The organism is Prevotella pallens, assembly GCF_900454935.1.
Classification (GTDB): domain Bacteria; phylum Bacteroidota; class Bacteroidia; order Bacteroidales; family Bacteroidaceae; genus Prevotella; species Prevotella pallens.
Genome location: NZ_UGTP01000002.1, coordinates 20951 through 45008, shown reverse-complemented (window position 1 = coordinate 45008; position 24058 = coordinate 20951). Strand labels below are relative to the sequence as shown.

The 24058-nt window shown below is 39.1% G+C and carries 19 protein-coding genes; 4 read left to right on the top strand and 15 right to left on the bottom strand.

The annotated features are described in order from the left end of the window. Positions 1–25 precede the first annotated feature (25 nt). The 6 genes from DX009_RS09370 to DX009_RS09345 all read right to left on the bottom strand — a co-directional run bounded on the left by DX009_RS09370 (position 26) and on the right by DX009_RS09345 (position 7701). Positions 26–874 (bottom strand): GLPGLI family protein, encoded by an 849-nt coding sequence (locus DX009_RS09370; RefSeq protein ID WP_115083878.1) that lies wholly within the window; start codon positions 872–874, stop codon positions 26–28. Beyond that, a complete protein-coding gene (locus tag DX009_RS09365; RefSeq protein WP_115083877.1) occupies positions 871–1743 on the bottom strand; it encodes a GLPGLI family protein in 873 nt (290 codons plus the stop codon). Before DX009_RS09365 ends, DX009_RS09370 begins: the two co-directional genes overlap by 4 nt. A 33-nt stretch (positions 1744–1776) precedes the next feature. After that, positions 1777–2481, bottom strand: coding sequence for an ABC transporter ATP-binding protein (locus DX009_RS09360; RefSeq protein ID WP_115083876.1), 705 nt, complete (start codon positions 2479–2481; stop codon positions 1777–1779). 58 nt (positions 2482–2539) lie between these two features. Next, positions 2540–3916 (bottom strand): DUF5687 family protein, encoded by a 1377-nt coding sequence (locus DX009_RS09355; RefSeq protein ID WP_115083875.1) that lies wholly within the window; start codon positions 3914–3916, stop codon positions 2540–2542. Positions 3917–4409: 493 nt separating this feature from the next. Further along, positions 4410–6572, bottom strand: a complete 2163-nt coding sequence (locus DX009_RS09350; protein ID WP_115083874.1) for a tetratricopeptide repeat protein — start codon at positions 6570–6572, stop codon at positions 4410–4412. Positions 6573–6801: 229 nt separating this feature from the next. After that, positions 6802–7701: an ABC transporter substrate-binding protein gene (locus DX009_RS09345; RefSeq protein ID WP_006046244.1), complete on the bottom strand. Its 900-nt coding sequence runs from the start codon at positions 7699–7701 to the stop codon at positions 6802–6804. Positions 7702–7772: 71 nt separating this feature from the next. Between DX009_RS09345 and radA the strand changes: the two genes are divergently transcribed. Further along, positions 7773–9152, top strand: coding sequence for a DNA repair protein RadA (gene radA / locus DX009_RS09340; protein ID WP_006046243.1), 1380 nt, complete (start codon positions 7773–7775; stop codon positions 9150–9152). 791 nt (positions 9153–9943) lie between these two features. On the opposite strand, the gene DX009_RS09335 is transcribed toward radA, so the two are convergent. From DX009_RS09335 to ispE, 4 genes are all read right to left on the bottom strand, one after another. Next, positions 9944–10102 (bottom strand): DUF4295 domain-containing protein, encoded by a 159-nt coding sequence (locus DX009_RS09335; RefSeq protein WP_006046242.1) that lies wholly within the window; start codon positions 10100–10102, stop codon positions 9944–9946. 35 nt (positions 10103–10137) lie between these two features. Further along, positions 10138–10326, bottom strand: a complete 189-nt coding sequence (gene rpmG / locus DX009_RS09330) for a 50S ribosomal protein L33 (protein ID WP_006046241.1) — start codon at positions 10324–10326, stop codon at positions 10138–10140. Between the two features lie 4 nt (positions 10327–10330). Further along, on the bottom strand, positions 10331–10594 hold the full coding sequence (rpmB, locus tag DX009_RS09325) for a 50S ribosomal protein L28 (protein WP_006046240.1): 264 nt from the start codon (positions 10592–10594) through the stop codon (positions 10331–10333). A gap of 704 nt (positions 10595–11298) precedes the next feature. Continuing rightward, positions 11299–12144, bottom strand: coding sequence for a 4-(cytidine 5'-diphospho)-2-C-methyl-D-erythritol kinase (ispE, locus tag DX009_RS09320; protein WP_115083873.1), 846 nt, complete (start codon positions 12142–12144; stop codon positions 11299–11301). Between the two features lie 169 nt (positions 12145–12313). Between ispE and dnaB the strand changes: the two genes are divergently transcribed. Then, complete coding sequence (gene dnaB / locus DX009_RS09315; RefSeq protein WP_040595902.1) at positions 12314–13834, top strand: replicative DNA helicase; 1521 nt, start codon at positions 12314–12316, stop codon at positions 13832–13834. 79 nt (positions 13835–13913) lie between these two features. Here the strand turns inward: dnaB and DX009_RS13355 are convergent, their stop codons facing one another. After that, positions 13914–14057: a hypothetical protein gene (locus tag DX009_RS13355; RefSeq protein ID WP_181792346.1), complete on the bottom strand. Its 144-nt coding sequence runs from the start codon at positions 14055–14057 to the stop codon at positions 13914–13916. Between the two features lie 821 nt (positions 14058–14878). On the opposite strand from DX009_RS13355, the gene DX009_RS13350 reads away from it, so the two are divergent. Both DX009_RS13350 and DX009_RS09305 read left to right on the top strand, forming a co-directional pair. Continuing rightward, positions 14879–15031, top strand: a complete 153-nt coding sequence (locus DX009_RS13350) for a hypothetical protein (protein WP_181792345.1) — start codon at positions 14879–14881, stop codon at positions 15029–15031. Between the two features lie 75 nt (positions 15032–15106). Next, positions 15107–17686 carry a hypothetical protein gene (locus tag DX009_RS09305; RefSeq protein WP_115083871.1) on the top strand — a complete coding sequence of 860 codons (2580 nt, stop codon included), beginning with the start codon at positions 15107–15109 and terminating at the stop codon, positions 17684–17686. A gap of 312 nt (positions 17687–17998) precedes the next feature. Here the strand turns inward: DX009_RS09305 and DX009_RS09300 are convergent, their stop codons facing one another. From DX009_RS09300 to DX009_RS09285, 4 genes are all read right to left on the bottom strand, one after another. Further along, on the bottom strand, positions 17999–20122 hold the full coding sequence (locus DX009_RS09300; RefSeq protein WP_006046233.1) for a S46 family peptidase: 2124 nt from the start codon (positions 20120–20122) through the stop codon (positions 17999–18001). Between the two features lie 38 nt (positions 20123–20160). Next, the gene (locus DX009_RS09295; RefSeq protein ID WP_115083870.1) at positions 20161–21654 is read right to left on the bottom strand and encodes an oligosaccharide flippase family protein; all 1494 of its coding nucleotides are present in this window, start codon (positions 21652–21654) and stop codon (positions 20161–20163) included. A 16-nt stretch (positions 21655–21670) separates the two neighbouring features. Next, entirely contained in the window at positions 21671–22897 is a 1227-nt protein-coding gene (locus DX009_RS09290) for a nucleoside recognition domain-containing protein (protein WP_006046231.1), read from the bottom strand. A gap of 454 nt (positions 22898–23351) precedes the next feature. Beyond that, positions 23352–23609, bottom strand: coding sequence for a hypothetical protein (locus tag DX009_RS09285; protein ID WP_115083869.1), 258 nt, complete (start codon positions 23607–23609; stop codon positions 23352–23354). Between the last annotated feature and the right edge of the window lie 449 nt (positions 23610–24058).

Here is a 24058-nt window from a genome sequence, read left to right as displayed (position 1 = left end):
GCGTTATGCTTGTACGCATTATTTGTTATAGCTCAAGTGGATTGCTGGGCTGCGGTTTTGCCAATGCCTTCATCATCTCAGCCTTCATTTCTTCGGGCACTTCTATCTTTATTCCCTGCGTTGCCAGTATATCTTCGGGAATTGCTTTGCGTTGATAGTCTACAAATTCTTTCATTGTTGAGGCAGCATACTTGTCAAAATCGGAACTGTAAGTAATGTTTTCGCCTTCTTTTGCTTGCTTCATACCCACACAATTGAAAATGTATTGTTGCTTAGCATCGTAGGCGCGGAGTATCAATCCGGGCAATCCGCACAGCTTCCAAGGTCCGTTGTCCAATGGAATATCGGTTGTGAACCAAGCTGTCCACGTACGTCCTTTGAACGAACAGCGCGCCATTTGACAATGATAGTCAAGTATTTGCTTTGTACTATCGGCTATAATGTCCCATTGGGGTTGCTCTAAAGGCTCCACAATGCGAAATTCTTCGCTTAGCACATTATCAATATAGGTAGATTTTCCTACAGGATAATTACGATAAAACTCCATTGTAAGGTTGCCCCGTGCTGTGTTTGAAGTTGGTATTAGCATATTGTTTCCATCTATCGACTTGCGCAAATTCTCCATATAAGTATGGTGGGTAACACTGTAAAAGTAGCTTACCTTATCGCCAATCAGCAGCTGCATATCGTCGTTTTCATAGTTATAACGACCTGCAGAGTCGAGTTTTGTGGTGTCGCGTACGCTCTTTGTCTGATAGGTAATGGTGTACTTGAGCTTGTCGATAACTTTGTTTTCGTCCTTTTTGTTAGGCTTTGCACTTACGGTAAGCACAGTAAGGGCGAGTGCCGCTGTTGTTAAAATAATACGTTTCATAATCTTTCTATTGGGTTTTGTGGTTGTCTTTTCTGCATTTGCTTGCGCATTGCCTCTTGCTGTGCTTCGGTTAGCTTGCCATTAACACTGCCGCTTACTACCTTGAACGTTACACCTTTGCCACTTCTATTCATAATATCCATAGGCGTGGTGTTGGCTTTCAGCTGCTGCAAGTTGCGCATAGAGGTTTCCTCGTAGCTATTAAAACGGTCATCGAACACTATGTCGCGTGTGCCGTCGGTTTGCTTTAAGCCTACGCAATCGAAGATATAGTGGCGGGAATTGTCGTATGCACGGAGCACAAGTCCCGGTAATCCGTCTAATTTCCACGGTCCGTTGTCGATGGGAATATCAGTTGTGAACCACGCGAACCATTGTCTGCCTTTGTAATTGCAGCGTGCCATCTGGCAGTTGTAGTCGAGAATACGGGCTGTACTGTCGGGTATCAGCTCCCATTGTGGCTGCTCAATGGGTTCTACAACACGAAATCCATCACGGAAAACATTGTCTATGTAAGTTGTTTTGCCTGTTGGAAAGTTCTTGAATAGCTTCCAATAGATGCTTCCACCTCGCATATTAGGCACTGAAAAGTTGCCTTTGTTCATCATTTCGATGCGTTGTTGTTCGTAGAGAGCATTGGAATAGCTATAAAAGAAGCTCACTTGTTCGCCCACATCGAGTCGCATATCCTCCTCGTTGTAGATGAAATTGCCGAGCGAATCGACCTTTGTGGTGTCGATGATACTCTTCGTACGGTAGGTAATTTCGTACCTTACCTTGTCTATCTTCTCCTTATCCGTTGGCTTTGCACAGGCAAAAAGCGTAGCAGAAAGACAGGCGAAAGTAGTAAAAAATAGTCTTAGTATCATCTTTTTTATTGTATTATGTTCCTGCCGTTGCGCCTACATTTCCTCAAAATAGTTTTGCAATTCTTTAGCAGCAGCTTCGTTAGTGTTAATTAAATCTTTTAATATAATACCCTTTTCCATAAGTATTATGCGACTGCAAATTTCTGAAACGAAGTTCAGATTGTGGCTCGAAATCAGCACGGTAGTACCGTGTTGTTGGTTCACCTCGTGAATAATGCGTGCTATGTTTATTTGCGACGATGGGTCGAGATAGTTGAAAGGTTCGTCGAGAATAAGTATTTCGGGGTTTACTATCATTGCTCCGATAATTCCTATTTTTTGTTTGTTACCTTCAGAGAAATTGCGAATAAGCTTTCCTGTGCCCATAATTTCATCGCGCATTAGCGATTCGAAGCCTTGCAAACGTTCTGCGAGAGTTGCACTATCAATGTCGTAAGCACTTGCAACAAAATTGAAGAACTCTTCTGGCGTATAATAATCGATGAGAAAACTTTTATCTACGAACGACCCTGTATATTTTTTCCACTCGAAACACTCGTTTACCGCACTACCATTAGATAGCACTTGCCCCTCGTTGGCACGAATAAGGTCGAGCATGAGACGCATCAGCGTGGTTTTTCCTGCACCATTGTTGCCCACCAGTCCTACAAGTTCGCCTTTGTGTAGTGTTAGTTCGGGTATGTCTATCACGGTGTTCTGTCCGTAAATTTTCTTTAATTTTTCTATCTTTATTTCCATATTCGGCTATTGTTATCGTATATTTTTTGTCTTTTTAATTAAGTATGTTGTTTAACGTCTACTTGTTTCTGTAACGTTCAAAGTGTCGGTATCGGTTTCTTTGGTATCGGTTTGCTATCCAATTAATAGCGTGCTTGTGTGCCACCAAACCTATAATGCCAATGCCACCGAGCACAAAGCCTAAAATGTTTAGTGGAACAAACATTGTTAATACCATAGGTCCCAGCATAACAGTGAAAGCTATTGCAAAGCTTGCAGGACTGAAATCGGTGCCTTGTGTATTCATAAAACCCGATGCAAAAATATCTATTGCTTTGGTTCGGAAGCAGTAAGTAAGTATTATTAGATTGGCAAAACCAACCGAAAATAGCAAGCAACCGAGCAGTAAGAATATACTGGTGTTGTAGAGAAAATAGGTGGGCAACAGCAACACAAAACCTACGAGCGAGAGCGGTATAGCTGTGTAGTATTTGCGGAACAACAGCTGAGCTATGTTTATAGGTCGTGTCCAAAGCCCATCGAAATAGTTTCCTTCCAGTGCAAACGTAAGTTGGAGAGCCATAATAGGTAATGCCATTATTGCCATTGGTAGCATTATGTTGGTGCTTTCTGCATCAGGCGCATCGCTCCCCATTGAAGCATACCAAAAGGCTTGCGCTATGAGTATGATGGGAAGTATGAAAACCAGTCGGAGGCGTTTACCTCTAACAAAGGGGCGCATTTCTATGAAGAAAGCCGAACTGTGCGATTTTTTCACGTTTTCTGTTTTCTTTCTGCGCTCATCGTAGCTATTTAGGCATTGCAGATAGTAGATTCCAGTTGCTATGCCTAATATAATAAGACAGAAAAGCAACGATATGTGTATGCCCCACGACATACCAAAGAGGTTTAGCCCATGTACAAATGTTAGCGACCACCACATAAGCCAGCCCACTATGGTTGCCCATTTCCATTCCCAGCCTTGTGAGGTGCGAAGGGCTACGACGGCTAAACTGTTGGTGTAAGACACGGAGAGCAACAGCACTGCTGACGCAAACGCTGTTCCGAAAGGCATTAGAAAGAAGCAACCAATGCTTAAAGGTAGTGCCCATGCCAATGTCCAGAAGTTAAACAGATTGGTTATGCTTATAAAATATATCCACGTTCGTTTGCTAATAGGGCGCGACTTTATGTATGCGTCCATAATGGCAGAGTCTGTTTTAAATAGTAGTTTGGAAAGAACATCGGGCAAAATAATCATTGTAGCTACTGTGGGGATAATGCGTTCCCATTTAAATTGTAAGAGCGTTTTTAGCATATCTCCGCCCATCTCTGCAAACGAAGAGACAATGAGTATAGCTATGAGCACGTAAAAATAGGTACCAAGAAAAAGATTTTTCCATTTAAAGTTGCGCCGTTTCTTTACTATTTGTAGCTGTATAAGTTGTTTCAACATGTATCCGTCGTCGAGTTTATTGTTATTCCTAATTCTTCATAGAGTGTGCTCGTTTGCCACTCTGCTTATTCAATTGAATATGCTACTATTTATTTAGTATTTAGAGAATACTCAATTAAATAGGCTACAAAGATAAGTATAAAAGACCGTATGACAAAATTTTTACGTTTTATTATGTAAATTAGAACGCAAATGTTGTAGAAATTCATATTTTAAAGGGCAAAGTTGTGCGACTGTTGGTTTTTATACAGCTATAAAACCAACCTACTTGAGAACTCTGATGGTTGAATGGTATAAAATAGAATAAAAAAAATTAGATATCTGAAACAATCGTTTCAGATATCTAAAACAAACGTTTCAGACGTCTAAGACGAATGTTTCAGATATCTAAACTTTAGCCTACTTGTGTAGGTGCATTTTTCGCCTTATATATAATAAGGTGTAATGTATATGCAAAGGGTAAACGAAGTTGATGCTTTTTGTTTGGCAAAACCTATCTGTTGATGGCGCTTAACATAAGTGCTCGGTCTACCTCTGTAATGCCATTGGGTTTGAAAACGTAGCTGTCGTTTTCAAATTCGTGTTCCAAATTGGCACCCGGGTGATTGATTAACCATTCTGTGAAACTATTCTTAGCTTCGGTTGGGTTACCACTTATCCAATATGCGTACGCCATATTGAGCGCATCGTCGGGCTGTTTGTCGGTGTTTATTAGTTCGTTGTATATGTTTAATGCCTTTTCGGCATTGCCATCGCAAATGAGAACCCACGCTAAAAGACGTTTTACTTGGTTGTCGTCTTCGTTTTTCAAACTAAGTTCGTATGCCTTGTTCACCGCTGTTTTAGTATCGCCATTGGCAGCTAAACATAGACATTGGTTGATGGCGTATGCCTTAACGTTGGGTTCCAGTTCGCACAACTTGTTGTAGCAAATAATGGCGATGCCATAACCTTTGCGGCGTAAAACAACAGCACCAACAGTTCGGAGTATCAAAACATTGTCTGGCTCTAAGCCAACAGCTACAGCAAAGTGTTCTAATGCTTCGCCCTCGTTTCCCATTCTAATGGCTTCTATGCCTCTAAACATACGGTACATTGCCGAATTGTTTTGATAGGTTTCGGTAAGTTTCTCTATATCAGCCTCTCGTTTATGCTTGTACAGGAACATTGCCAGCGATTCTTTTGCATCAATATAGAAGTCTTTTATAAACAAATCGTGCAACATAAAGAAGGCTTTGTAATCGCCATCGGCTTTAAACGGGTTGGGAATGTCTTTATTGGAAGCCATTTTTACTTCGAAAAAGCGATACAAATCTTGTATGTACATACGACTGGTGAAAGCCGGAGAGTGGTCTATTGGTTCCATATTAGGCAATCCGATGCCTTCGCCAGACTTAATGAGTTCTAAAATGTTGGGTGGTAGCTGGTTCACAATTTGTGCAATGGTGAGAGCAAGCGAATACTTGTCGGACTCGCAGAATGGGTCTTGTCCAGCCAATCGGTCGAGTAACGATCCATCGCCAAGCTTCTGTGCTACCTCCTCCAGTCCTGGGTGATGTGCACTGAAAGGCATAAACCAATTGGCAATATGGTCGAAGAATGGGAAGCGTTTCATTTTGCTGAATCCTCCGAAATAAATGTCGGACCCTTGTTTCTGCATTTTCATCATCTTCTGAATGCTCTCTTCCATCTTCTCCATTTTCTCTTCATCGGCATCGGGGTGCAGAATGTTTTCTAACGAGCTGTTCTCTTTTTCGCTTATGCCAAATCTATCGAAATGTAAATCGGAGTTTCTAACAATGTTAGGCATAATGTCTCGTTGTATTCTGTCGTTGTCTCGCTCTGCATCCATACAGTTAAACATCTGCTTTTGCAAGTTTAATAGTTCGTGCTTAGCGTCGTTTGTTGTTATGAAACTGTTGATGAGGGCAGCCTGTTCTTTTCTGAAGAGATTGTTGTTGGTTAGCGATAGCACACAACCAACTAAGGCACGCTGTTGCACCTTTATATCAGATGCCTGTCGGTATACATCTACAAGTGTTTTGAGTTTCTTTATATCGTAGATTGACATTGCTGAAAGGGTGATGGCACTGACAATGAGCATTTGGTCTGCTGCATCGATGGTGGGCGACGTGAGAAGACCAATGTAGAACGTTGCATCGCTATCTAACCACTGACTTGATGTGAGGAGTGCGCAGAAAAGACGTTCTACGAAGGTTTGATGACGTTTATATAGTTCTGTTTCTTTAGAAATGCGTTCGTTTTCGGGTGTTAGAGAGAGCATGGCAACATCGGTTACAAAACCCTCTAAGGCAGACCGCACAAGGTTATGACTAAGATTGAAGTGAGCAGATGTATGAAAGGCATCTATAAAAGTGGGATTATTTTTGCACTTCCAGCTTAGTAGTAAGTTTGCAGCCACTCTGTATAAACGTTCTATAAGCGATGCATAGAGTTTTTCTCGGGCGGGGTCTTTAAATCCGCGCAACATATACTCGCACATTAAATTGTAGTCGCTTACAATAGCCATATATTCGTTGTATTCCGCCACCGATGGTTTACCATTATATATGGGCTGTAATGCTTTAATGGCTTTGTCTAATTGCTGAGTGCTTAACAGTTCTAAAGCACTGTTTATGTTTGTCTCTGTGTTCAATATACTATATTCTTTATGTTGCAATATAATATGTATTTATATTGCACTGCTTGTTGTTTCTCTTTTTAAAACTTTTCTTCTTAGGTTTGCTATTCAGTTTTTATTCTAAATTTGTAATAACATATCTCCGCTGAACCTTCCTGTACACCCATTTTGCTGTATCATAACAGATGGCGCTATATTAGAGCTTAGCAGTAGAAATATCAGAGGCACCACATACTCAGCCAACTTACATTATTGCATTTTGTGCCTTTATGATATCTCTTTGGCGTGGTGGTGTAACCCGTTTATAAACCATATTAGGCAAGGCAGAGATAACCTTATTGTCTACTCGCATATATTTCTTTATCAATGGTGCGAAGTATTGTATGGGGTGCTTATTTATCATATCTACGGCTTTGTTATATGCGTCTTCAAAGGCTTGCCGTTTCTCCACTTTTGGTGCATTAACAAAAACAATAGCACCAGGAGTGAAGTCTTGTTTTGTAGAATTATATATTTCTTTGTTACCTAATATTTTAGCCTGTGTGGTTTGTGGCTCACTAGTCCAAACTGCATCTAGCTGCTTGTTGCGTAACATCTGCATTCTAATAAAGATATCGTTTATTTGTGAGCCGTAGGTTCTATTCTTAATAGAATGGCTACTGATAACTTGAATTGTGAGATATTGTGTAACCGAGTTGAAAGCCAGTCCTATAACCTTATCGCCTAAGTCTTCAACCTGTTTAATGCCTGAGGCAGGTGTTGCCATAAGTTGCCATGTTGCATTTGTTTCTGTCATATAATCGAGCACGGCACTTTTCTCTTCTTTCAAATATTCGGCTTGTACCAAATCGGTAACAGCGGCTTGTACTCTGCCATTTATCATCGCAGTATCGCAGTCTCGTTGAGAAGTATATTCTTTTAGTCGAATATCTATGTCGTCTGGATTATAAAGTGCACTGTCTTTGAGCAAAAATATGGGCAAACAGTCCATAGTTGGCATAACTCCGACCTTAAATGCTCGTTGGTATGCCACCTCTTCTACTTTGTTCTTGCGCTTCTCTATAAGCGAGTCGTCTTGTTCCGAAACCTGACAGCCCATTATTATAAAGGCTGTGAGAAGCAGTAAATACTTTATTCTACACATAATCTTAATGTTGCAAAAGTAATGAATAATTTTGTAATAACGAAAGAAAATACTACTTTTGTGCTATAATTATGGTAAAAGACAGAATAGCATACGTCTGCGATAACTGTGGACAAGAGAGCGCGAAGTGGATAGGCAAATGTCCTAATTGTGGAGAATGGAACACATTTAAGCAAATTAGAATAGCTCCAGATTTGGGTGTTAGTAGTGCTAAAGCATTTGTTTCTAACACGTTTGGTGTGGCAAAACAAAATGTGCCACAACCGCTTAGAGATGTTTCCTCGACAGACGAGATTCGTATTGATATGAAGGACAACGAGCTGAATCGTGTGCTTGGTGGTGGACTTGTTGTGGGAAGTATGGTGTTGATAGGTGGTGAGCCAGGAATAGGGAAGAGTACTTTAACACTTCAGACACTATTATCTACCGACCGCAGGGTGCTCTATGTAAGTGGAGAGGAGAGTCCACAACAAATTAAGATGCGAGCTTTGCGTATTTCAGAGACTATTCCCAATAACATAGTTATCTTATCAGAGACATCTATCGAAAAGATATTTAACAGCATAAAAGATGTTAAGCCCGAACTTTTGGTGATAGATTCTATACAGACAGTGGCTACTGAAACAGTGGCAAGTAGTGCTGGTAGTATTTCACAGATACGAGAGAGTGCAGCTGCTTTGTTACAATTAGCAAAATCGAGCAATATTCCTGTTATTCTTATCGGACATATCAACAAGGAAGGTTCTATTGCAGGACCGAAGGTGTTGGAGCATATTGTAGACACTGTGTTGCAGTTTGAGGGAGACCAGCACTATATGTATCGTATCTTGCGCAGTATAAAAAACCGTTTTGGCTCTACTTCTGAATTAGGAATATATGAGATGCGCCAAAATGGATTGCGACCAGTTAATAATCCTTCCGAATTGTTGCTTACCGATACTCCCGGCGACTTGTCGGGTGTTGCCATATCAAGTGCAATCGAAGGTGTGCGCCCGTTTCTGGTAGAAACACAAGCACTTGTTTCGTCGGCAGCTTATGGAACCCCACAGCGTTCGGCTACTGGGTTCGATCAGCGTCGGTTGAATATGCTACTTGCTGTACTTGAAAAGCGTGTTGGATTTAAACTAATGCAAAAAGATGTGTTTCTGAATATAGCAGGCGGTTTGCGTATAACGGATATGGCTATGGATTTAAGCGTTATAGCTGCAGTATTATCATCGAACGTCGATACTCCTATTGAAAGTGGTTGGTGTATGGCGGGCGAGGTTGGATTGAGTGGCGAGGTTCGTCCAGTTAGTCGTATAGAACAACGCATAGCCGAAGCAGAAAAATTAGGCTTTAGTAATATTATTGTTCCAAAGAATAATGCACAAGCATTGAAAGGTCGTTTTAAAATTGCAATACACCCTGTAGCCAAAGTAGAAGAAGCCTTGCGTTTGTTGTTTGGATAAAAGTTTTGTGATTTTTAAGAATGTAACGAATGTTGTGAAAAATATATGCGTTTAGCATTTGTACGTGTTTACTGTTATTAGAAACTTTATGCCAATTTAGTAGAAACGAGTAGGGGAGATATTGAGAAAGATGGTGATAGTAATAGCTCTCACCCATATACATAAAAGTTAGGAACAACTTATTGTTGTTTAGGTATTTATACGAATATATTTCTCGAAACATTACCAATAAAGAACGTCATAATTCTTTAGCTAAAGAAATAGCTTTTAGGCATTATAATACAAACTCATAACGGTTGTGCTTTATTATGGTATCTAATTTAGAAATAATAGATATCTAAAACGAAGCTGATAGATATCTGAAAAGAGCACGATAGATATCTAAAACGGAACTGATAGATATCTGAAACGGAACTGATAGATATCTGAAACGAAGCTGATAGATATCTAAAACGGAACTGATAGATATCTGAAACGAAGCTGATAGATATCTGAAAAGAGCACGATAGATATCTAAAACGAATACGGCGAATATCTAAAACACAACTGCCCTATATATGAAGCAAGAGAAACTGATATTTGTTATGACTTTTATAAATATCAGAACCATTCTGTTTTAAGTGTCTGTATTAGAAGGCACTGTTTATAATTTCGCCATTTGTTTTCTGTTGAACCTATAATTGTTAATGGTTGTTTGTGTTTTGTTTAATAAAACTATTTAGTTATTTGCAAAAGAAAAGGGGGAGACGGTACACATACCATCTCCCCCTACCATATCTATCTTATAAGAATTAATTCTTAAAGAATTCCTTAACGTCCTCGTTAGGTACCATCTTCTCATCGAAAATATAAGCACCTGTTTTAGGACTCTTTACCATCTTAATAACTTTTGAATATGCGCGACCATCCGTTGAACCTTCGTGGAGGGTAGCGACCGCTTTCTTTGCCATAGTCTAATATATCTAACTATTTATAATTTACGTGCTTACTTAATCTCCTTGTGAAGAGTCATCTTCTTTAGAATCGGATTATACTTCATCAGTTCCAAACGGTCTGCTGTATTCTTACGATTCTTTGTTGTTATATAGCGACTTGTACCTGGCAGACCGCTACTCTTCATTTCAGTGCATTCTAATATGACCTGAACTCTATTACCTTTAGCTTTCTTTGCCATGATATTAGTCTCCTATAACTTTAATATCCTTCCAGTTTACATAACCTTTGGATACGGCTTGCTTCAACGCACGGTCTAAGCCTAATTTATTAATTGTACGAAGACCAGCTGCACTAATCTTCAACGATATCCAGCAGTCCTCTTCTACATAAAAGAACTTCTTTCTAAAGAGGTTTACATCAAAACTACGCTTTGTGCGATGCTTTGAGTGAGACACATTACAACCTATCTGTGCCTTCTTACCTGTGATTTGACAAATCTTAGACATTTCTATCTGTAGTTTTGTAATTCGTTAATTGATACCTATTCCAAACAGTGTGCAAAGTTATGAAAATTTTAGAAACTGACAAAGAAAATGCTGACATATTCTTGCGAATTAAGTTTTTTTTCGAGTTTTGTATCTTCCTATTGCCTCTATTGTTGTCTTATTGATAGATACGAATGTTATGTTCGAGTGTACTATGTGTATTATATAAATGTGCTATTTATAATGAATAGGCGATATTTTATATTGTGTCACATTGTAACTTTTTAATTGCACTCTTATATAACTTGCCACCACGACTGTTATATATTAAACTGGTACGACACAAAAAAAGCACGACCAACGTCGTGCTTAGTCTTTTAAACTTAAAACTTAAAATGTTCTTTGAGCTTTAAATAATGATTAACATCTCACGGTGTTCAATCAATACTGATACTCAAAATTTGAAATCCTGCTTAACAAATCTTTTACCTAAATTACTCCTATTGAGCCTAAATACCTAACTTTTTACTTAAACAACTAATCTTATAACCTAAACAATCTATTGAAGTATTATCTCTTGTATTTATTATCTGATGCAAAGGTAGATAATGTTTAGAGTAGTTCCAAATATAATCTAATATATTTTAGTGTATAATGCAATTAAATGATGTACATCAAGTGTTCGTAAGTATTTATGCACTAATTATTTGTATAAGCAGAAGCTTTTACAATTGGCAGAGGTAAGTGAACATTCCGTTAAAGTGGTTTGCCGTTAGTGTGGGTGGTGTGTTAAAGATGCCAAAGAATGCACTTCCGCTACCCGACATTTGTGCATAGAGTGCTCCCATATTGTAGAGTTGTTCTTTTATGGTATGCATTTCTGGGTGTAGTTTAAATGCCGACACTTCAAAGTTGTTTGTAAGATGGTTGCGCCACTCGCTATTTACAGGTTGTGCAACTATGTCTTTACACTTTATTAATGTTGGCTCAGGTTTTACGAACGCAAAGGCTTGTGCGGTAGATATGGCTACTGTGGGTTTCACAATTAACAAATACATACCATGCAGATGTGCACATTCGGCATTCATTGGCTCTAATATATCGCCTATTCCTGTTGCAAATGCTGGTGTAGCTGTAACAAAGAAGGCACAGTCGGCACCTAACCGAACGGCATATTGGTGCAATGTGGCTGAATTGAGATTCAACTGGCACAATTTGTTTAGCAAGCGCAGTGTGTAGGTTGCATCAGACGAACCTCCGCCCAGTCCAGCTTGCGATGGAATGTGTTTCTCTAAATTAAAATTAATATGTGGTAATATGTGGTCGGCAGACAACATTCTATATGCCTTTACAATTAGATTGTCGGACAGTTCTCCTTCTATCTTATTGCCACTTATTGCGAGCGAACACGTACCTTCTGCACCTTCGCCCACCACTGCTTCTAATTTATCGCACAGAGGCACAGGATAGAACACGGTTTCAAGGTCGTGATATCCATCAGAGCGTTTGCGCACAACGTTCAAACCAAGGTTTATCTTACAATTCGGATATACTATTAATTTTTCTTCCATCTATATTTCTTTTCTAAAAACAAGCCATTACACCTATTTATATATAGCAATTGGCTTTTTTTGGATACAGCCCATAAGCTCTACCTGCTGTAATCTTTTGCAAAGATAAAAAATGATTATGATAAAAGTTACGATGGTTTGCAAATTTTTCACTACTTTTGTGGCTGTTATGCCAGAAAAGAAAACTAATAGTGCAAAAGGCACTCGAAAACGTGCTGTAGCACCTATCGACACATCGTTTGGGCACTTACAGCCGCAAGCCTTAGATATAGAGAGGGTTGTGCTGGGAGCACTAATGATAGACAGCGATGCCTTCACAGTGGTATCGGAGTTGATTCGTCCTGAAACTTTTTACGACCCACGTCATCAAAAAATATATGGTGCTATACAGTCGTTGAATTTACACGAAAAGCCCGTAGACATTATGACGGTGGCGGAAGAGCTGAAACGCAGCGGCGAATTAGAAGAAGTGGGAGGACCTGCCTATATAGTAGAACTAAGTTCGCACGTGGCATCGTCGGCACACATAGAATATCATGGACGAATTTTAGCACAAAAATTTCTTGCCCGACAACTTATACAGTTTGCCTCTATGATAGAAACATCGGCTTTCGATGAAACTGTTGATGTAGACGAACTTATGCAAAAGGCAGAAGGCAGTTTGTTTGAACTCTCGCAAAAGAATATGGCGCAAGAGTACACACAGATAGACCCCATTGTAAAGCAAGCACACGAACTACTGCTCAAAGCGGCTAACAATCAGGAAAGTGGCGGACTAACGGGTATTTCTACTGGCTTTACACAGTTAGACAAGATAACTGCTGGCTGGCAACCGTCCGACCTTGTTATTATTGCTGGACGACCTGCCATGGGAAAAACATCGTTTGCTTTAAGTTTAGCAAAGAATATTGCTATAGACAATCGTGTGCCAGTGGCTTTCTTCTCGCTCGAAATGAACAACGTACAGTTGGTTAATCGCCTATTGTCTAACGTCTGTTCCATATCGGGTAGCAAAATTCTAAGTGGACAGCTGGACCCCTCCGACTGGGAACGCTTCGATAACAATTTGAGAAAAATGGACGGTGCGCCTATCTATGTAGACGATACACCCGGACTATCGGTTTTCGAACTCCGTACCAAAGCACGTAGATTGGTGCGCGAACATGGAATAAAAGTGCTGATGGTAGACTATCTGCAGCTGATGAATGCTAACGGAATGCGCTTCAATAGTAGGCAAGAAGAGGTTTCTACCATAAGCCGATCGCTAAAAGGACTGGCTAAAGAACTGAATATTCCTGTGCTGGCTCTCTCGCAGCTGAACCGTACGGTGGAACAGCGCGATGGCATTGAAGGAAAACGACCACAACTAAGCGACTTGCGCGAATCGGGTGCTATTGAGCAAGATGCCGACCTGGTGCTCTTTGTGCATAGACCAGAATACTACCGAATATTTCAAGACGAAAAAGGAAACGACTTACACGGAAAGGCGCAGATTATTATTGCGAAACACCGTAAGGGTGCTACCGACGATGTTTTGCTCTCGTTTCGTGGCGAATTTACACGTTTCGCCAACCCTGACGATAACGATATGTTGCCTCCGATGATGCCTAACGATCTTGGCGGAGAAATTATAGACAGCAGAATGAACGATGACCCACTGCCACCGCCTGGTAGCAACGACGCTTTCTAAACAAGGTTTAACAACTAAATGTTGATTGTATTGCAACGAACTATACCCCCAATGCTCTTCCAGTTAGTATATCATGTTTTTAGTTTTTTTCATAAATGTGAAGACATTGGGGAACTTTTTTGCCTTTCAAAGGACCGGTGCCAAAAGCTAATGCCACTGCAACACCACCATTTTTATATTCGTAAACATTACTTCCTCTAATCTTGCGTTCTCTTATCGGCATCTTGTATGTCTTTATAGCCTGACGTAGCTCGCTACACCTGCATTGCAACAACATACAATCTGCACAATAATAAAACAAAATATGTTTATGCTCTAACAACCCAGTTGAGTTTTAAACAAAAAAAGCGTTAGTTTGCAAAGCCATTCAAAACAGATATCTAAAACGTGAATGACAGATATCTGAAACGCACACGACAGATATCTAAAACGATCGTGATAGATATCTAAAACTTTTTGCACATATTTAAAGCCATGCCGCAACACACCATACACCGCAAAAACAATGTGCCTTTGGCAAAGAAAATTGCTCTACATAGCGTTTAGTATCCAACAATTCAGCTTCCAACTCTAATACTGTAATCGCATAACAATTTGTTTATATCGCTGCTTTCTGCAATCTCATGTTTTCTTGTCAGTAGTTTTAATATATTTTATAACTTACCATAAACCTTTTTTATAATGTTGCCATATCCACCATAATGTATAAACAAAAAATGTATAAGCACATTCCACACCCTTTGCCCATACTTGTATATGCTATGGTTAGCAGCATTCTGTTAATAATTCAGAATATGAATATATATTCATTTAAAAATAAAACGTGTATTTTTGTTTTTTAATTATAAAAAAACTCCTAACTTTGCAACCGAATTGAAACTGTAGATAAAAGTATTTTTTAGTAGCTCACTTAAAATTACTATATGTATATTAAAAGTACCAGCAGAATAGAGAGAGACTTCTGGTATATAGCTCACTTAATTTAAGCAGAATGTATTATTATTTATAATTATTAAAAGAATGTAAAAAGAATTGTTTTAGCGTATGGAAAAGAGCAAGTATGACACACCACGTGTTAAGATTTATGAGATGGAAGAAAATCTAAATATTTTAGCAGGATCAGGTACTACTCCAGAACTTGGCCCTACCGTTACTCCCTTTACACCTGGTGATGAAGAGGAGTTAGATGGGGAATAAAGAATAGTTTTATCTGACGATAATATTAGGAGGTATATATTAGTTTTATAATCACATTCAATGTAATTAAGAAATATGAAAGTAAACAATCTAAAAGTTTCTGTTATGGTTGGTTTCGTTGGCTTAACATCGTTTTTGGTAACATCTTGTACCGATGATGATACGCCCAATACACCAAGTGCAACCACAGATGGTATTAGCTTTAGTGTGAACGATGTACAAGCGGTTAAAAACGAACCATCGTTACAAATGACGAAGGCACCACAAGTATACGAAACACAAACAACACCACTTTTGGGCAGAGATGCCGAAGGGTTGCAACTTGTAGAAACAACAGTGGAGGGAGTGAACCCTATATACTATCCGGCAGAATCGCGCGGAACAATAACAACGAAAGACAACTTTGCTACCATAAATAAACCCTTCACTATATTTGCATGTAAAAACGGCAGCACTACAGCCAACTATCTTTACGGGCAAGAAGTGAATGCAGATGGCACAATGAAAAACGCTGTGAAATGGCGTAAAAGCGAAGCCGCAGGGTTAAAATTCTATGCAGTGCACCCAGCACCAATAGCAAGCAACATTACAACCACATCGGGACAAAACCCTATTATAAAGTTTAGCCCAGATGCCGATGCAAAGAAACAAACCGACCTGCTTGTGGCTGCAACAGATAACTATAACTACGACGACTATGTGAATACGAAAATACCAATTACTTTCAATCACGCAACAACAGCCATCTTTTTTAAAGTGGGCAACGACTTGTCGTATAACAGAAAGGTAACAAAAATAGAAATACTAAACGTTATTGGCGAAGGAACATACGACATTGCACAAAAAAAGTGGACACTGGGAACAACCAAAAAGAGCTATGCCTTAACATTGGCACAACCATTCTCAACAGCAGTTCAGCCAGGTGCAACAATGAACGGAGGCGATGGTATCTTCTTTATGATTCCACAAACCTTGCCAACCGATGCACAAGTAAAAATATCTTTTGAGAGTGGCGACCCCGTTATTGCTAAAATTGGCGGTAAAGACAAAAATGGACACGACAAAGTATGGGCTGAAGGAACTACAAAAACTTATACCATATCAAACAGTAAGGCTGTAGACGATAGAGAGTATATATTTACTGTTACACCAAATGCAATTAATAAAGAATATAACGAAACAGATGTTCCTTTCACCGTACAGAGTTATAGACACTTGAAAGAAGCCCCCACTTCTCGTGATAAAGGAGTGGCATGGACGATAAAGAAATATGAATATAGCGAAGACGGTTCTCATTGGACAGAAGGTAGACCATCGATGGTTGCTTCTATTAACGACCACGGAGAAGGTGGCACGTCAGGACAAGCTTGTAACCTTACCCTAACAAACGAATATAAAGATTATAAAGCATTAAGAGAAGCAGAACTTAAGGCAGCACAAGAAGTAACAACAAGAAAAGACCTCTCTATAGATGCTAATGGAATTAAGAACACAGCCAACTGCTATATAGTTTCTGCAGGTGGTAAATATAAATTCCCATTGGTTTATGGTAATGCTATAAAGAATGGTGCAACAAATAACGATGCTTTTAAACCAAATGTAGTAAATAGCAATGCTATTAAGCGTTTTGTTGGTGGAGCAGGTGATATTACTAAACCCGAAATAGAAAATGCAGAAAATGCAGAATTGTTGTGGTGTAGTGAACCAAATCTTGTAACTGTTGAGGGTATAAGTGGTGGCTTTGTAGAATTTAGTGTTGATAAAACTAAGATGAAAGAGGCAAGTGCCGTTATTACAGTTAAAACAGGTGTTAGTGCAGGAGAAACAGTTTTGTGGAGTTGGCATATATGGATTACATCAAAAGACGTAGCCAATACAAGCTCTGGCTATTTTATGCTTGAACCATTAGGCTTTCGCCATACAATATGGGGTGGTACAACGTATCAAACAGACCGTAAAGTAAGAATAACATTTGAACAAGCTGTGAGCGGTAAAACTGCACAAATCACAATTACACAGAAGCCAAAAGAACTAGAAAATGTAGGTGTATCAATGTTCTACCAACAAGGGCGTAAAGACCCATTGTGGTGGCAATCACCATTTAGATGTCAAACGCCTGGTAATGATAAAGGTTTCACATTGCAACAAGCCTCTATGTTTCCAGAGCGAATGGCTGCCGCTCGCAATATAAGTAATCATTCTTCTAGTAAAGGTAATTGGGATTGGACATTTGACGCAGGTAAAGATAATACCTTCTTTAATTTGTGGGATGCAAAGAATACAACAGGCTATGGGTATAATGGTACATTTATTAAGACTGTTTACGACCCAAGTCCTGCTGGTTTCCATGTTCCCCGTGCAAGCGACTTCTCAAAAATAACAGATGGTAACAATGGTAAACCGGCTACAGTTACAAAGATAGGATATCTCGCTCCAGATTACTGGTCTGATGGTATTGTACAGTATAATCGCGGTTATTTCTGGTCTACAGAAAAGAGAGTAGGGAATAATGGTTCTAAATATGGTTATTATGGTGTTCATGCTTTATCTAGACGTCCAGAAACAAATTTCTTTGGAGTAAAGGATACAGGAGCATCAGATACATTTATATCTAACTGCTCGTATGGTTTTAGTGTTATTTCCGTAAAGGAATAACTATTATATATTAGCAAGAGCCATATTGCTATATGTATAAGATGTATGTGTGTGTACATATAGGGTATGGTTCTTGTTTTAACCATAGCACTAAGTATTTGTGTTTTTCTATTTTATAATATGCAAGAATGCTTAATATAAGGTGGACAACAAAAAGAAGAGTGTGCTATTTAAAACAAAACCCCAAAAGTTATTTCGTATAACTCTTGGGGTTTAATATTACATTGATATTATATTGTGGTCTGATGACCAATTTGGTTTTAATATATTTATTTCTAAATATGCAATGTCTTTATGTTGTATTAGTTTTGTTTATTTAGCATTTATCTCCTTAATTAAACGGTCGGCGTGTCCCCATTTATCCATCATGAAGAGTACAAAGCGAATGTCTACACCAATACAACGAGCCAATTCACGATCGAAGTTAATACCAGAGCTTAGACTATCCCAATTTCCATCGAAAGCAAGACCAATAAGTTCGCCTTTGCCGTTAAACATTGGTGAACCAGAGTTACCACCTGTAATATCGTTATTAGTGAGGAAACAGAGTTGCAATTGTCCAGAAGTCTTGTCAGCGTATGGTCCGTAATCGTTAGACGAGAGTAGCTTCATCATAATAGGTTCAGCCTTATAGTCAGCCACTTTATTTGCTTGTTTGAATTTCTCTACAATGCTTTCGGCTGTTGTATAGTAGCCACTGTTGAAACCACCAATCTTATATCCACCTACCTGACCATAGCTAAGACGCATTGTGAAATTGGCATCGCTATAATGTGGGAGGTCCATTTCCATTTGGAGTTTCGCCTCGGTGAGTTTCTTCTCTTGTGCTTTTATTTCTCCACGCAACTGTAGTGCTTTGGTTTGAACGGCTTTATAAACATTCACCAGTTCTTCTCCTACTACTACACCAGGGTCTTTCAAGAACTTCTTACGGTCGTTAGGATAAAACTTCTCACCATTTTTCAGCAGCTTACTGTTTTTGTAAAGCCAGTCGGTATATTTGTAGAAATTACCTCCAAACTTCTTTGCTACAGTTTGAAAGAATGCAGGGTGATATTCGGCAGGCACCACTTTCGCATAGTTCTCTAACATTGCAGCAGTTAGTTCCTTATCTAATGCGTAGTTCCATTTGTCGCTATTGTCGGCAAACTCTACGTATTGAGCCTTTGGATTATTTGCAGAACCTTTTAAAGGCATATTTGTTCCAACATTTGTAGCGCGTGTAAAGAACTCTGTTGTGCGGTTGAATGCTTCTGACCAATAGCTTATAACCTTAATAAGCGGACGGTTCTGTGCATATAGTTGCTCCAGTTTATTGAAGTCAACATCTATTGAAGCATCTTTCTTTGGCTGTGTTGCCAACCAATTTCTAATTTTTCCTTCGTATTCAGCTTTTTGTCGGATAAGTCCAATAGAATCTATACACTTATTCATACCCATAGAGTTCTTCCAATAGTTAGCAGAACCTGCATATTTTGACTCATACTGAATGCGCACTTTTTGGTCGGCATCCATATACTTCTTCATAATAGCCAGTTTTATATCTCTGCTCTCTACGCGTGCCGTATTCTCTATGTCGCGGCGTTGCTGAATGCCGTACGATGAGAGATAACGGTTGGTTGTGCCTGGATAGCCAATAGTCATAGCGAAGTCTTTGTCCTTATAGCCTTGCATACTTACGGGTGCGAAGTGTTCTGGGTGATATGGCACATTATCTTTAGAGTAGGGTGCAGGTCCGTTAGTCTTAGGGTCGGCATATATTCTGAATACTGAGAAGTCGCAAGTCTGACGTGGCCACATCCAGTTATCAGTGTCTCCACCAAATTTACCCATACTCTTTGGTACGGTAAATACAAGGCGAACATCGGTAAAGTCTTGATATGTGGTAGCATAATATTTATTTCCCTCGTAGAATGGTGCTACCTCTATGTGTAAAGTCTTATCTATTTTTTTGATAGAATCGTTTAAAACGTTCTCCACAGAGTCTATTATTTCTCCTTGTTGTTTTAACGATTTGTTTACAATTAGTGGAGCAATACGACTAGTGATGTCGTCTTGGGCACGCATAAACGATACGAAAGTATCTTTGTTAGGTAGCTCTTCGGCAAAACTTTTGGCATAAAAACCATCGCGCATGTAGTCGTGCTCTACAGTAGAGTGGGCATTGATGGCACCAAAACCGCAGTGATGGTTTGTGAAAACTAACCCATCTGGCGATACTACTACACCTGAACAGAAGCCAGAGAAGTTTACTACATAGTTGCTTATAGCGTTTGGACTGTTGTAAAGTCTATCGCATGGCAACGAGAAACCATAGTCTACCATCTGCGTATAAACGGCTTCGGGTAGATTGAAAAGCGTCCACATACCTTCATCTGCCTTAGAAGCAGTGCTCATTGCAAGCATACTGGCAAGGACTAGAGTTGATTTTTTCATAATTTATTAATAATATGGTAAATATGTTTTGGTTATTCTTACTTTCTAAACCGTTTTCCTATAATGGGGAGTTTGCCTAATGGAAAGTCGCGTTTTACTATGATGCCCACAAAAACCAGTATTAAAGCTGTGTTTACAACCAGTGCAAGCAACGATGGTATATATTTGTTAGAGGCTGTAATGGCTGCAAACAAAGCCAATGCCACCACTACATAGAATAGAATTTCTTTTAATGGATAAGCTATAGGGTAATATTTCTGTCCGAAATAGTAGCTTATTATCATACTTACGGCATACGAAACAAACCCTGCCCATGCGCAAGCCCAATAGCTAAAACTTGGTATTAGCAGAATGTTCATTGCAATAAGCACTACTGCACCTACACCAGAGAAATAGGCTCCCCATATTGTTCGGTCGGTAAGTTTATACCAGAAACTTAGGTTAAAGAAGATGCCAAACATTATTTCGGCTGCCATTACAATTGGAACAATCTCTAATCCGTCCCAATAGCTGCGTCCCACTACATGGCGAAGCACGTCCATATATCCCATTACGGTGAGAAATGCTAACAAGGTGAATATGACATAAAATTTCATAGCCTTAGCGTAGGTGTCTTTATTGTCTCTGTCCTTCGACTTTCCAAACACAAATGGTTCGTAAGCGTAGCGAAAGGCTTGTGTAATCATCACCATTATCATTGCTATTTTTATGCATGCACCATATATTCCGAGCTGTGTTCGTGCCTCTTCGGCTGTTCCATTGTAAACGTATGGAAATATTATTTGCGATGCGCATTGGTTTAATTGTCCTGCCAACCCCATTATTAGCAGTGGAAAAGTGTAGCTAAGCATACGTTTGCATGTGCTTTTATCGAAGCTGTAGCGTATGCCATAGAGTTCTTTCCAAAGCAAAAGCAAGGTGATAATGGTACAAATAAGGTTGATATAGAACACCCACACCACATCGAGTGTGAAGTGTGCATCGTATATGCCAAACAAATTAAGTTTCAAACCTGGTAATATAATAAGGTATAGCAAGTTTAAAACAATGTTTAAAGAGATGTTTAAAATTTTTAGTACGGCAAATTTTATAGGTCTGTGTTTGCACCGTAAATAGGCAAAGGGTATGGCGGCAAATGCGTCGATGGCTACCGTCATATACATTATGGTTATGTATTCTGGGTGGTCGGCATAGCCTAAGAAATTTGCTATGGGCTGATTAAAGAGCAGAATTATTGCCATAAATATCACCGATGTTGTGCCAACCATTTTTAAGGTAGTGGCATACACCTTGTTTGGGTCTTCTCCTTCTTTGCTCATAAAGCGGAAGAAGGTAGTTTCCATACCGTATGTAAGCAGTACAATTAGTAGTGCTACATAAGCATACACATTGGTTATAATGCCGTATTGTCCACCTGCTGCATTAAATTTGGTGGTTTGTATGGGTACTAACAAATAGTTTACAAAGCGAGCAGCTATGCTACTAAGACCGTAAATAGCTGTATCTTTTGCTAATGATTTTAAATTTGCCATTTTGTTTTGTGTTCGTTTAGAAGAAAATGTAGCATATTCCTATTGCGGCAAGCACACCAGCGAGGTCTGCCAATAGTCCGCAAGCCACTGCATGGCGTGTGTATCGTACACCAATGCTGCCAAAATAGACTGCCAATATATAGAAAGTGGTATCTGTGGACCCTTGGAATATGCAGCTTAGCCTGCCTACGAACGAATCGGCGCCGTAGTGGTGCATGGTCTCCAGCATAAGTCCACGTGCACCGCTTCCCGACAGTGGTTTCATCATAGCGGTTGGCAGCGCATCTACAAAAGTGGTGTCTATGTTGAATTGTTGCAGCGTCCATCTTATGCCATCTACACAAATGTCCATTGCGCCCGATGCTCTAAACACGCCAACAGCCACAAGTATTGCTACCAAATAGGGTATAATGCGTACAGCTGTGGCGAAACCTTCTTTTGCACCTTCTATAAAAGCATCGTAAACATTTATTTTTTTAAATAGTCCGGCACCAATAAAGCTGACTATTATGGACATTAGAATTAGATTAGAAACTACCGATGTAACAGTATTCATAGTGTTTTGGGGCATCTGCATAAGTCCCCATATAATGAAACCCACTGTTCCGAGTAGTCCGAAAATGGTGATAAACAACACTGGTTGAAAGATATTTATGCGTTGCCAGAGCGATGTTATTATAATTCCAACAAGTGTTGCTATGGTTGTTGCAAGCAAAATGGGTACAAAAACATCGGTGGGTTGGACGGCTTTGCAAGCACTTCGTACTGCCAGAATGCTGGTTGGAATAATGGTAAGCCCGCTTGTGTTCAGCACTAAAAACATTATCATGGGGTTGGTAGCCGTGTCTTTCTTTGTGTTTAGCTCTTGCATCTGTGCCATTGCCTTTAGTCCTGTGGGTGTAGCGGCATTGTCTAATCCCAACATATTAGATGCAATGTTCATAAAGATAGACCCCATAACAGGGTGATTCTTAGGAATATCGGGAAAGAGTTTGGTGAAAACCGGACTTAACATACGTGCCAACATATTCACCATACCAGCCTTCTCGCCGATTTTCATAATGCCAAGCCATAACGAGAGAACTCCTGTTAGCCCAAGTGATACTTGGAAAGCTGTCTTAGCTGAGTCGGAAGTAGCATCTACCATTTTCTGAAATAGTGTAGTATCGCCCATTATTAAGCCCACTATTCCAAAAGCAAAAGCTATAAGGAAAAATGCTATCCAAATATAATTTAATACCATACGTTTGTTGTCTGCACCGAGTTGATATTTGAAATACAAAAGTACGATAATTTACCGACACTTGCAAAATAAGTGATTAATTATGCTCTTGTTTTGCTAAAATTTGTGTTTTATGTAGTGTATAACCTTATTATATGGCTATGGTAGATGTGTGTGTTCAGTAAAAAGGCGATGGCTATATTGTAAGCTGTGCTTACTGTTTATGGTTCAATAGAATAGAGCTTCTAAAATGTATAAGAATGTTTGCAGAATATAGTTGTCTTTGTTTTAGATATCTGTCGCTTTCGTTTCAGATATCTGTCGTGTTCGTTTTAGATATCTGTGAGTTTCGTTTTAGACGTCTGTAATATTCGTTTCAGATATCATAGCAAATAAACGCTCATATAGTGCTATATTATAACACTTAAGATGTGTTTATTCAACTGAATATTTATATATTTCATTGTCATTTATGTTATTTAGATAGTGCATCAATCTCTTTTTCTATGGTGTGTAAATCGGTAACAATGGGATCTGCATAATCGCTCGTAATATCTAAATAGGCTCTGGTTATTCCATAGATAGACTTTAGAGTTTTATTTTGATTATTATCTGACAACAGTTCTCTTGTTCTTTTCAATCTGGAAATAATCAAGCTTAATTTAGGCTCGCCCGATAGCCTATTCTCTAAAATAGCTATTACTTTATTTAATTTATCGGTTAAACTTTTCATAATGTTGCACATTTCTCTATGTGGTTCATCTCCACTTTAATAATATACTGTTGCAAAGATACGGATTATTAATGGGTTAGAAATATGTAATGCATATTTAATTTTGCATAATAACAGTGTTATGGTTCTACATTTTAGTCCAAAAAGAAAGCCTCACCTGCTTCAAACAGCAAATGGGGCTCCACTCTAAAACAATAAAAATGTTTAGCCATAACAATTAACGTTCAAATACCTTGCAATGAATAAGCATATAGACTGCGAATGTGTTATTTGCTTATGTCCTCAAAGCTTTTGGCATTTAGAACTATCAATTTGTACTATCACTACTAATACTATTATGTGGCAAAGTTATTGCATTTCGCCGATAAAAATAGTAGCAATATTGCATAAGAATAGTTTTTCGGTTGTCAAACGTTTGCGCAGTAGGCTTGCTTAAACTCAAATTTGTC

Excerpts from the sequence above, each read along its gene's own strand:
- DX009_RS09370 (WP_115083878.1), bottom strand. The coding sequence starts at position 874 with ATGAAACGTATTATTTTAACAACAGCGGCACTCGCCCTTACTGTGCTT.
- DX009_RS09365 (WP_115083877.1), bottom strand. The coding sequence starts at position 1,743 with ATGATACTAAGACTATTTTTTACTACTTTCGCCTGTCTTTCTGCTACG.
- DX009_RS09360 (WP_115083876.1), bottom strand. The coding sequence starts at position 2,481 with ATGGAAATAAAGATAGAAAAATTAAAGAAAATTTACGGACAGAACACC.
- DX009_RS09355 (WP_115083875.1), bottom strand. The coding sequence starts at position 3,916 with ATGTTGAAACAACTTATACAGCTACAAATAGTAAAGAAACGGCGCAAC.
- DX009_RS09345 (WP_006046244.1), bottom strand. The coding sequence starts at position 7,701 with ATGTGTAGAATAAAGTATTTACTGCTTCTCACAGCCTTTATAATAATG.
- radA (WP_006046243.1), top strand. The coding sequence starts at position 7,773 with ATGGTAAAAGACAGAATAGCATACGTCTGCGATAACTGTGGACAAGAG.
- DX009_RS09335 (WP_006046242.1), bottom strand. The coding sequence starts at position 10,102 with ATGGCAAAGAAAGCGGTCGCTACCCTCCACGAAGGTTCAACGGATGGT.
- rpmG (WP_006046241.1), bottom strand. The coding sequence starts at position 10,326 with ATGGCAAAGAAAGCTAAAGGTAATAGAGTTCAGGTCATATTAGAATGC.
- rpmB (WP_006046240.1), bottom strand. The coding sequence starts at position 10,594 with ATGTCTAAGATTTGTCAAATCACAGGTAAGAAGGCACAGATAGGTTGT.
- ispE (WP_115083873.1), bottom strand. The coding sequence starts at position 12,144 with ATGGAAGAAAAATTAATAGTATATCCGAATTGTAAGATAAACCTTGGT.
- dnaB (WP_040595902.1), top strand. The coding sequence starts at position 12,314 with ATGCCAGAAAAGAAAACTAATAGTGCAAAAGGCACTCGAAAACGTGCT.
- DX009_RS13355 (WP_181792346.1), bottom strand. The coding sequence starts at position 14,057 with ATGCCGATAAGAGAACGCAAGATTAGAGGAAGTAATGTTTACGAATAT.
- DX009_RS13350 (WP_181792345.1), top strand. The coding sequence starts at position 14,879 with ATGGAAAAGAGCAAGTATGACACACCACGTGTTAAGATTTATGAGATG.
- DX009_RS09305 (WP_115083871.1), top strand. The coding sequence starts at position 15,107 with ATGAAAGTAAACAATCTAAAAGTTTCTGTTATGGTTGGTTTCGTTGGC.
- DX009_RS09300 (WP_006046233.1), bottom strand. The coding sequence starts at position 20,122 with ATGAAAAAATCAACTCTAGTCCTTGCCAGTATGCTTGCAATGAGCACT.
- DX009_RS09295 (WP_115083870.1), bottom strand. The coding sequence starts at position 21,654 with ATGGCAAATTTAAAATCATTAGCAAAAGATACAGCTATTTACGGTCTT.
- DX009_RS09290 (WP_006046231.1), bottom strand. The coding sequence starts at position 22,897 with ATGGTATTAAATTATATTTGGATAGCATTTTTCCTTATAGCTTTTGCT.
- DX009_RS09285 (WP_115083869.1), bottom strand. The coding sequence starts at position 23,609 with ATGAAAAGTTTAACCGATAAATTAAATAAAGTAATAGCTATTTTAGAG.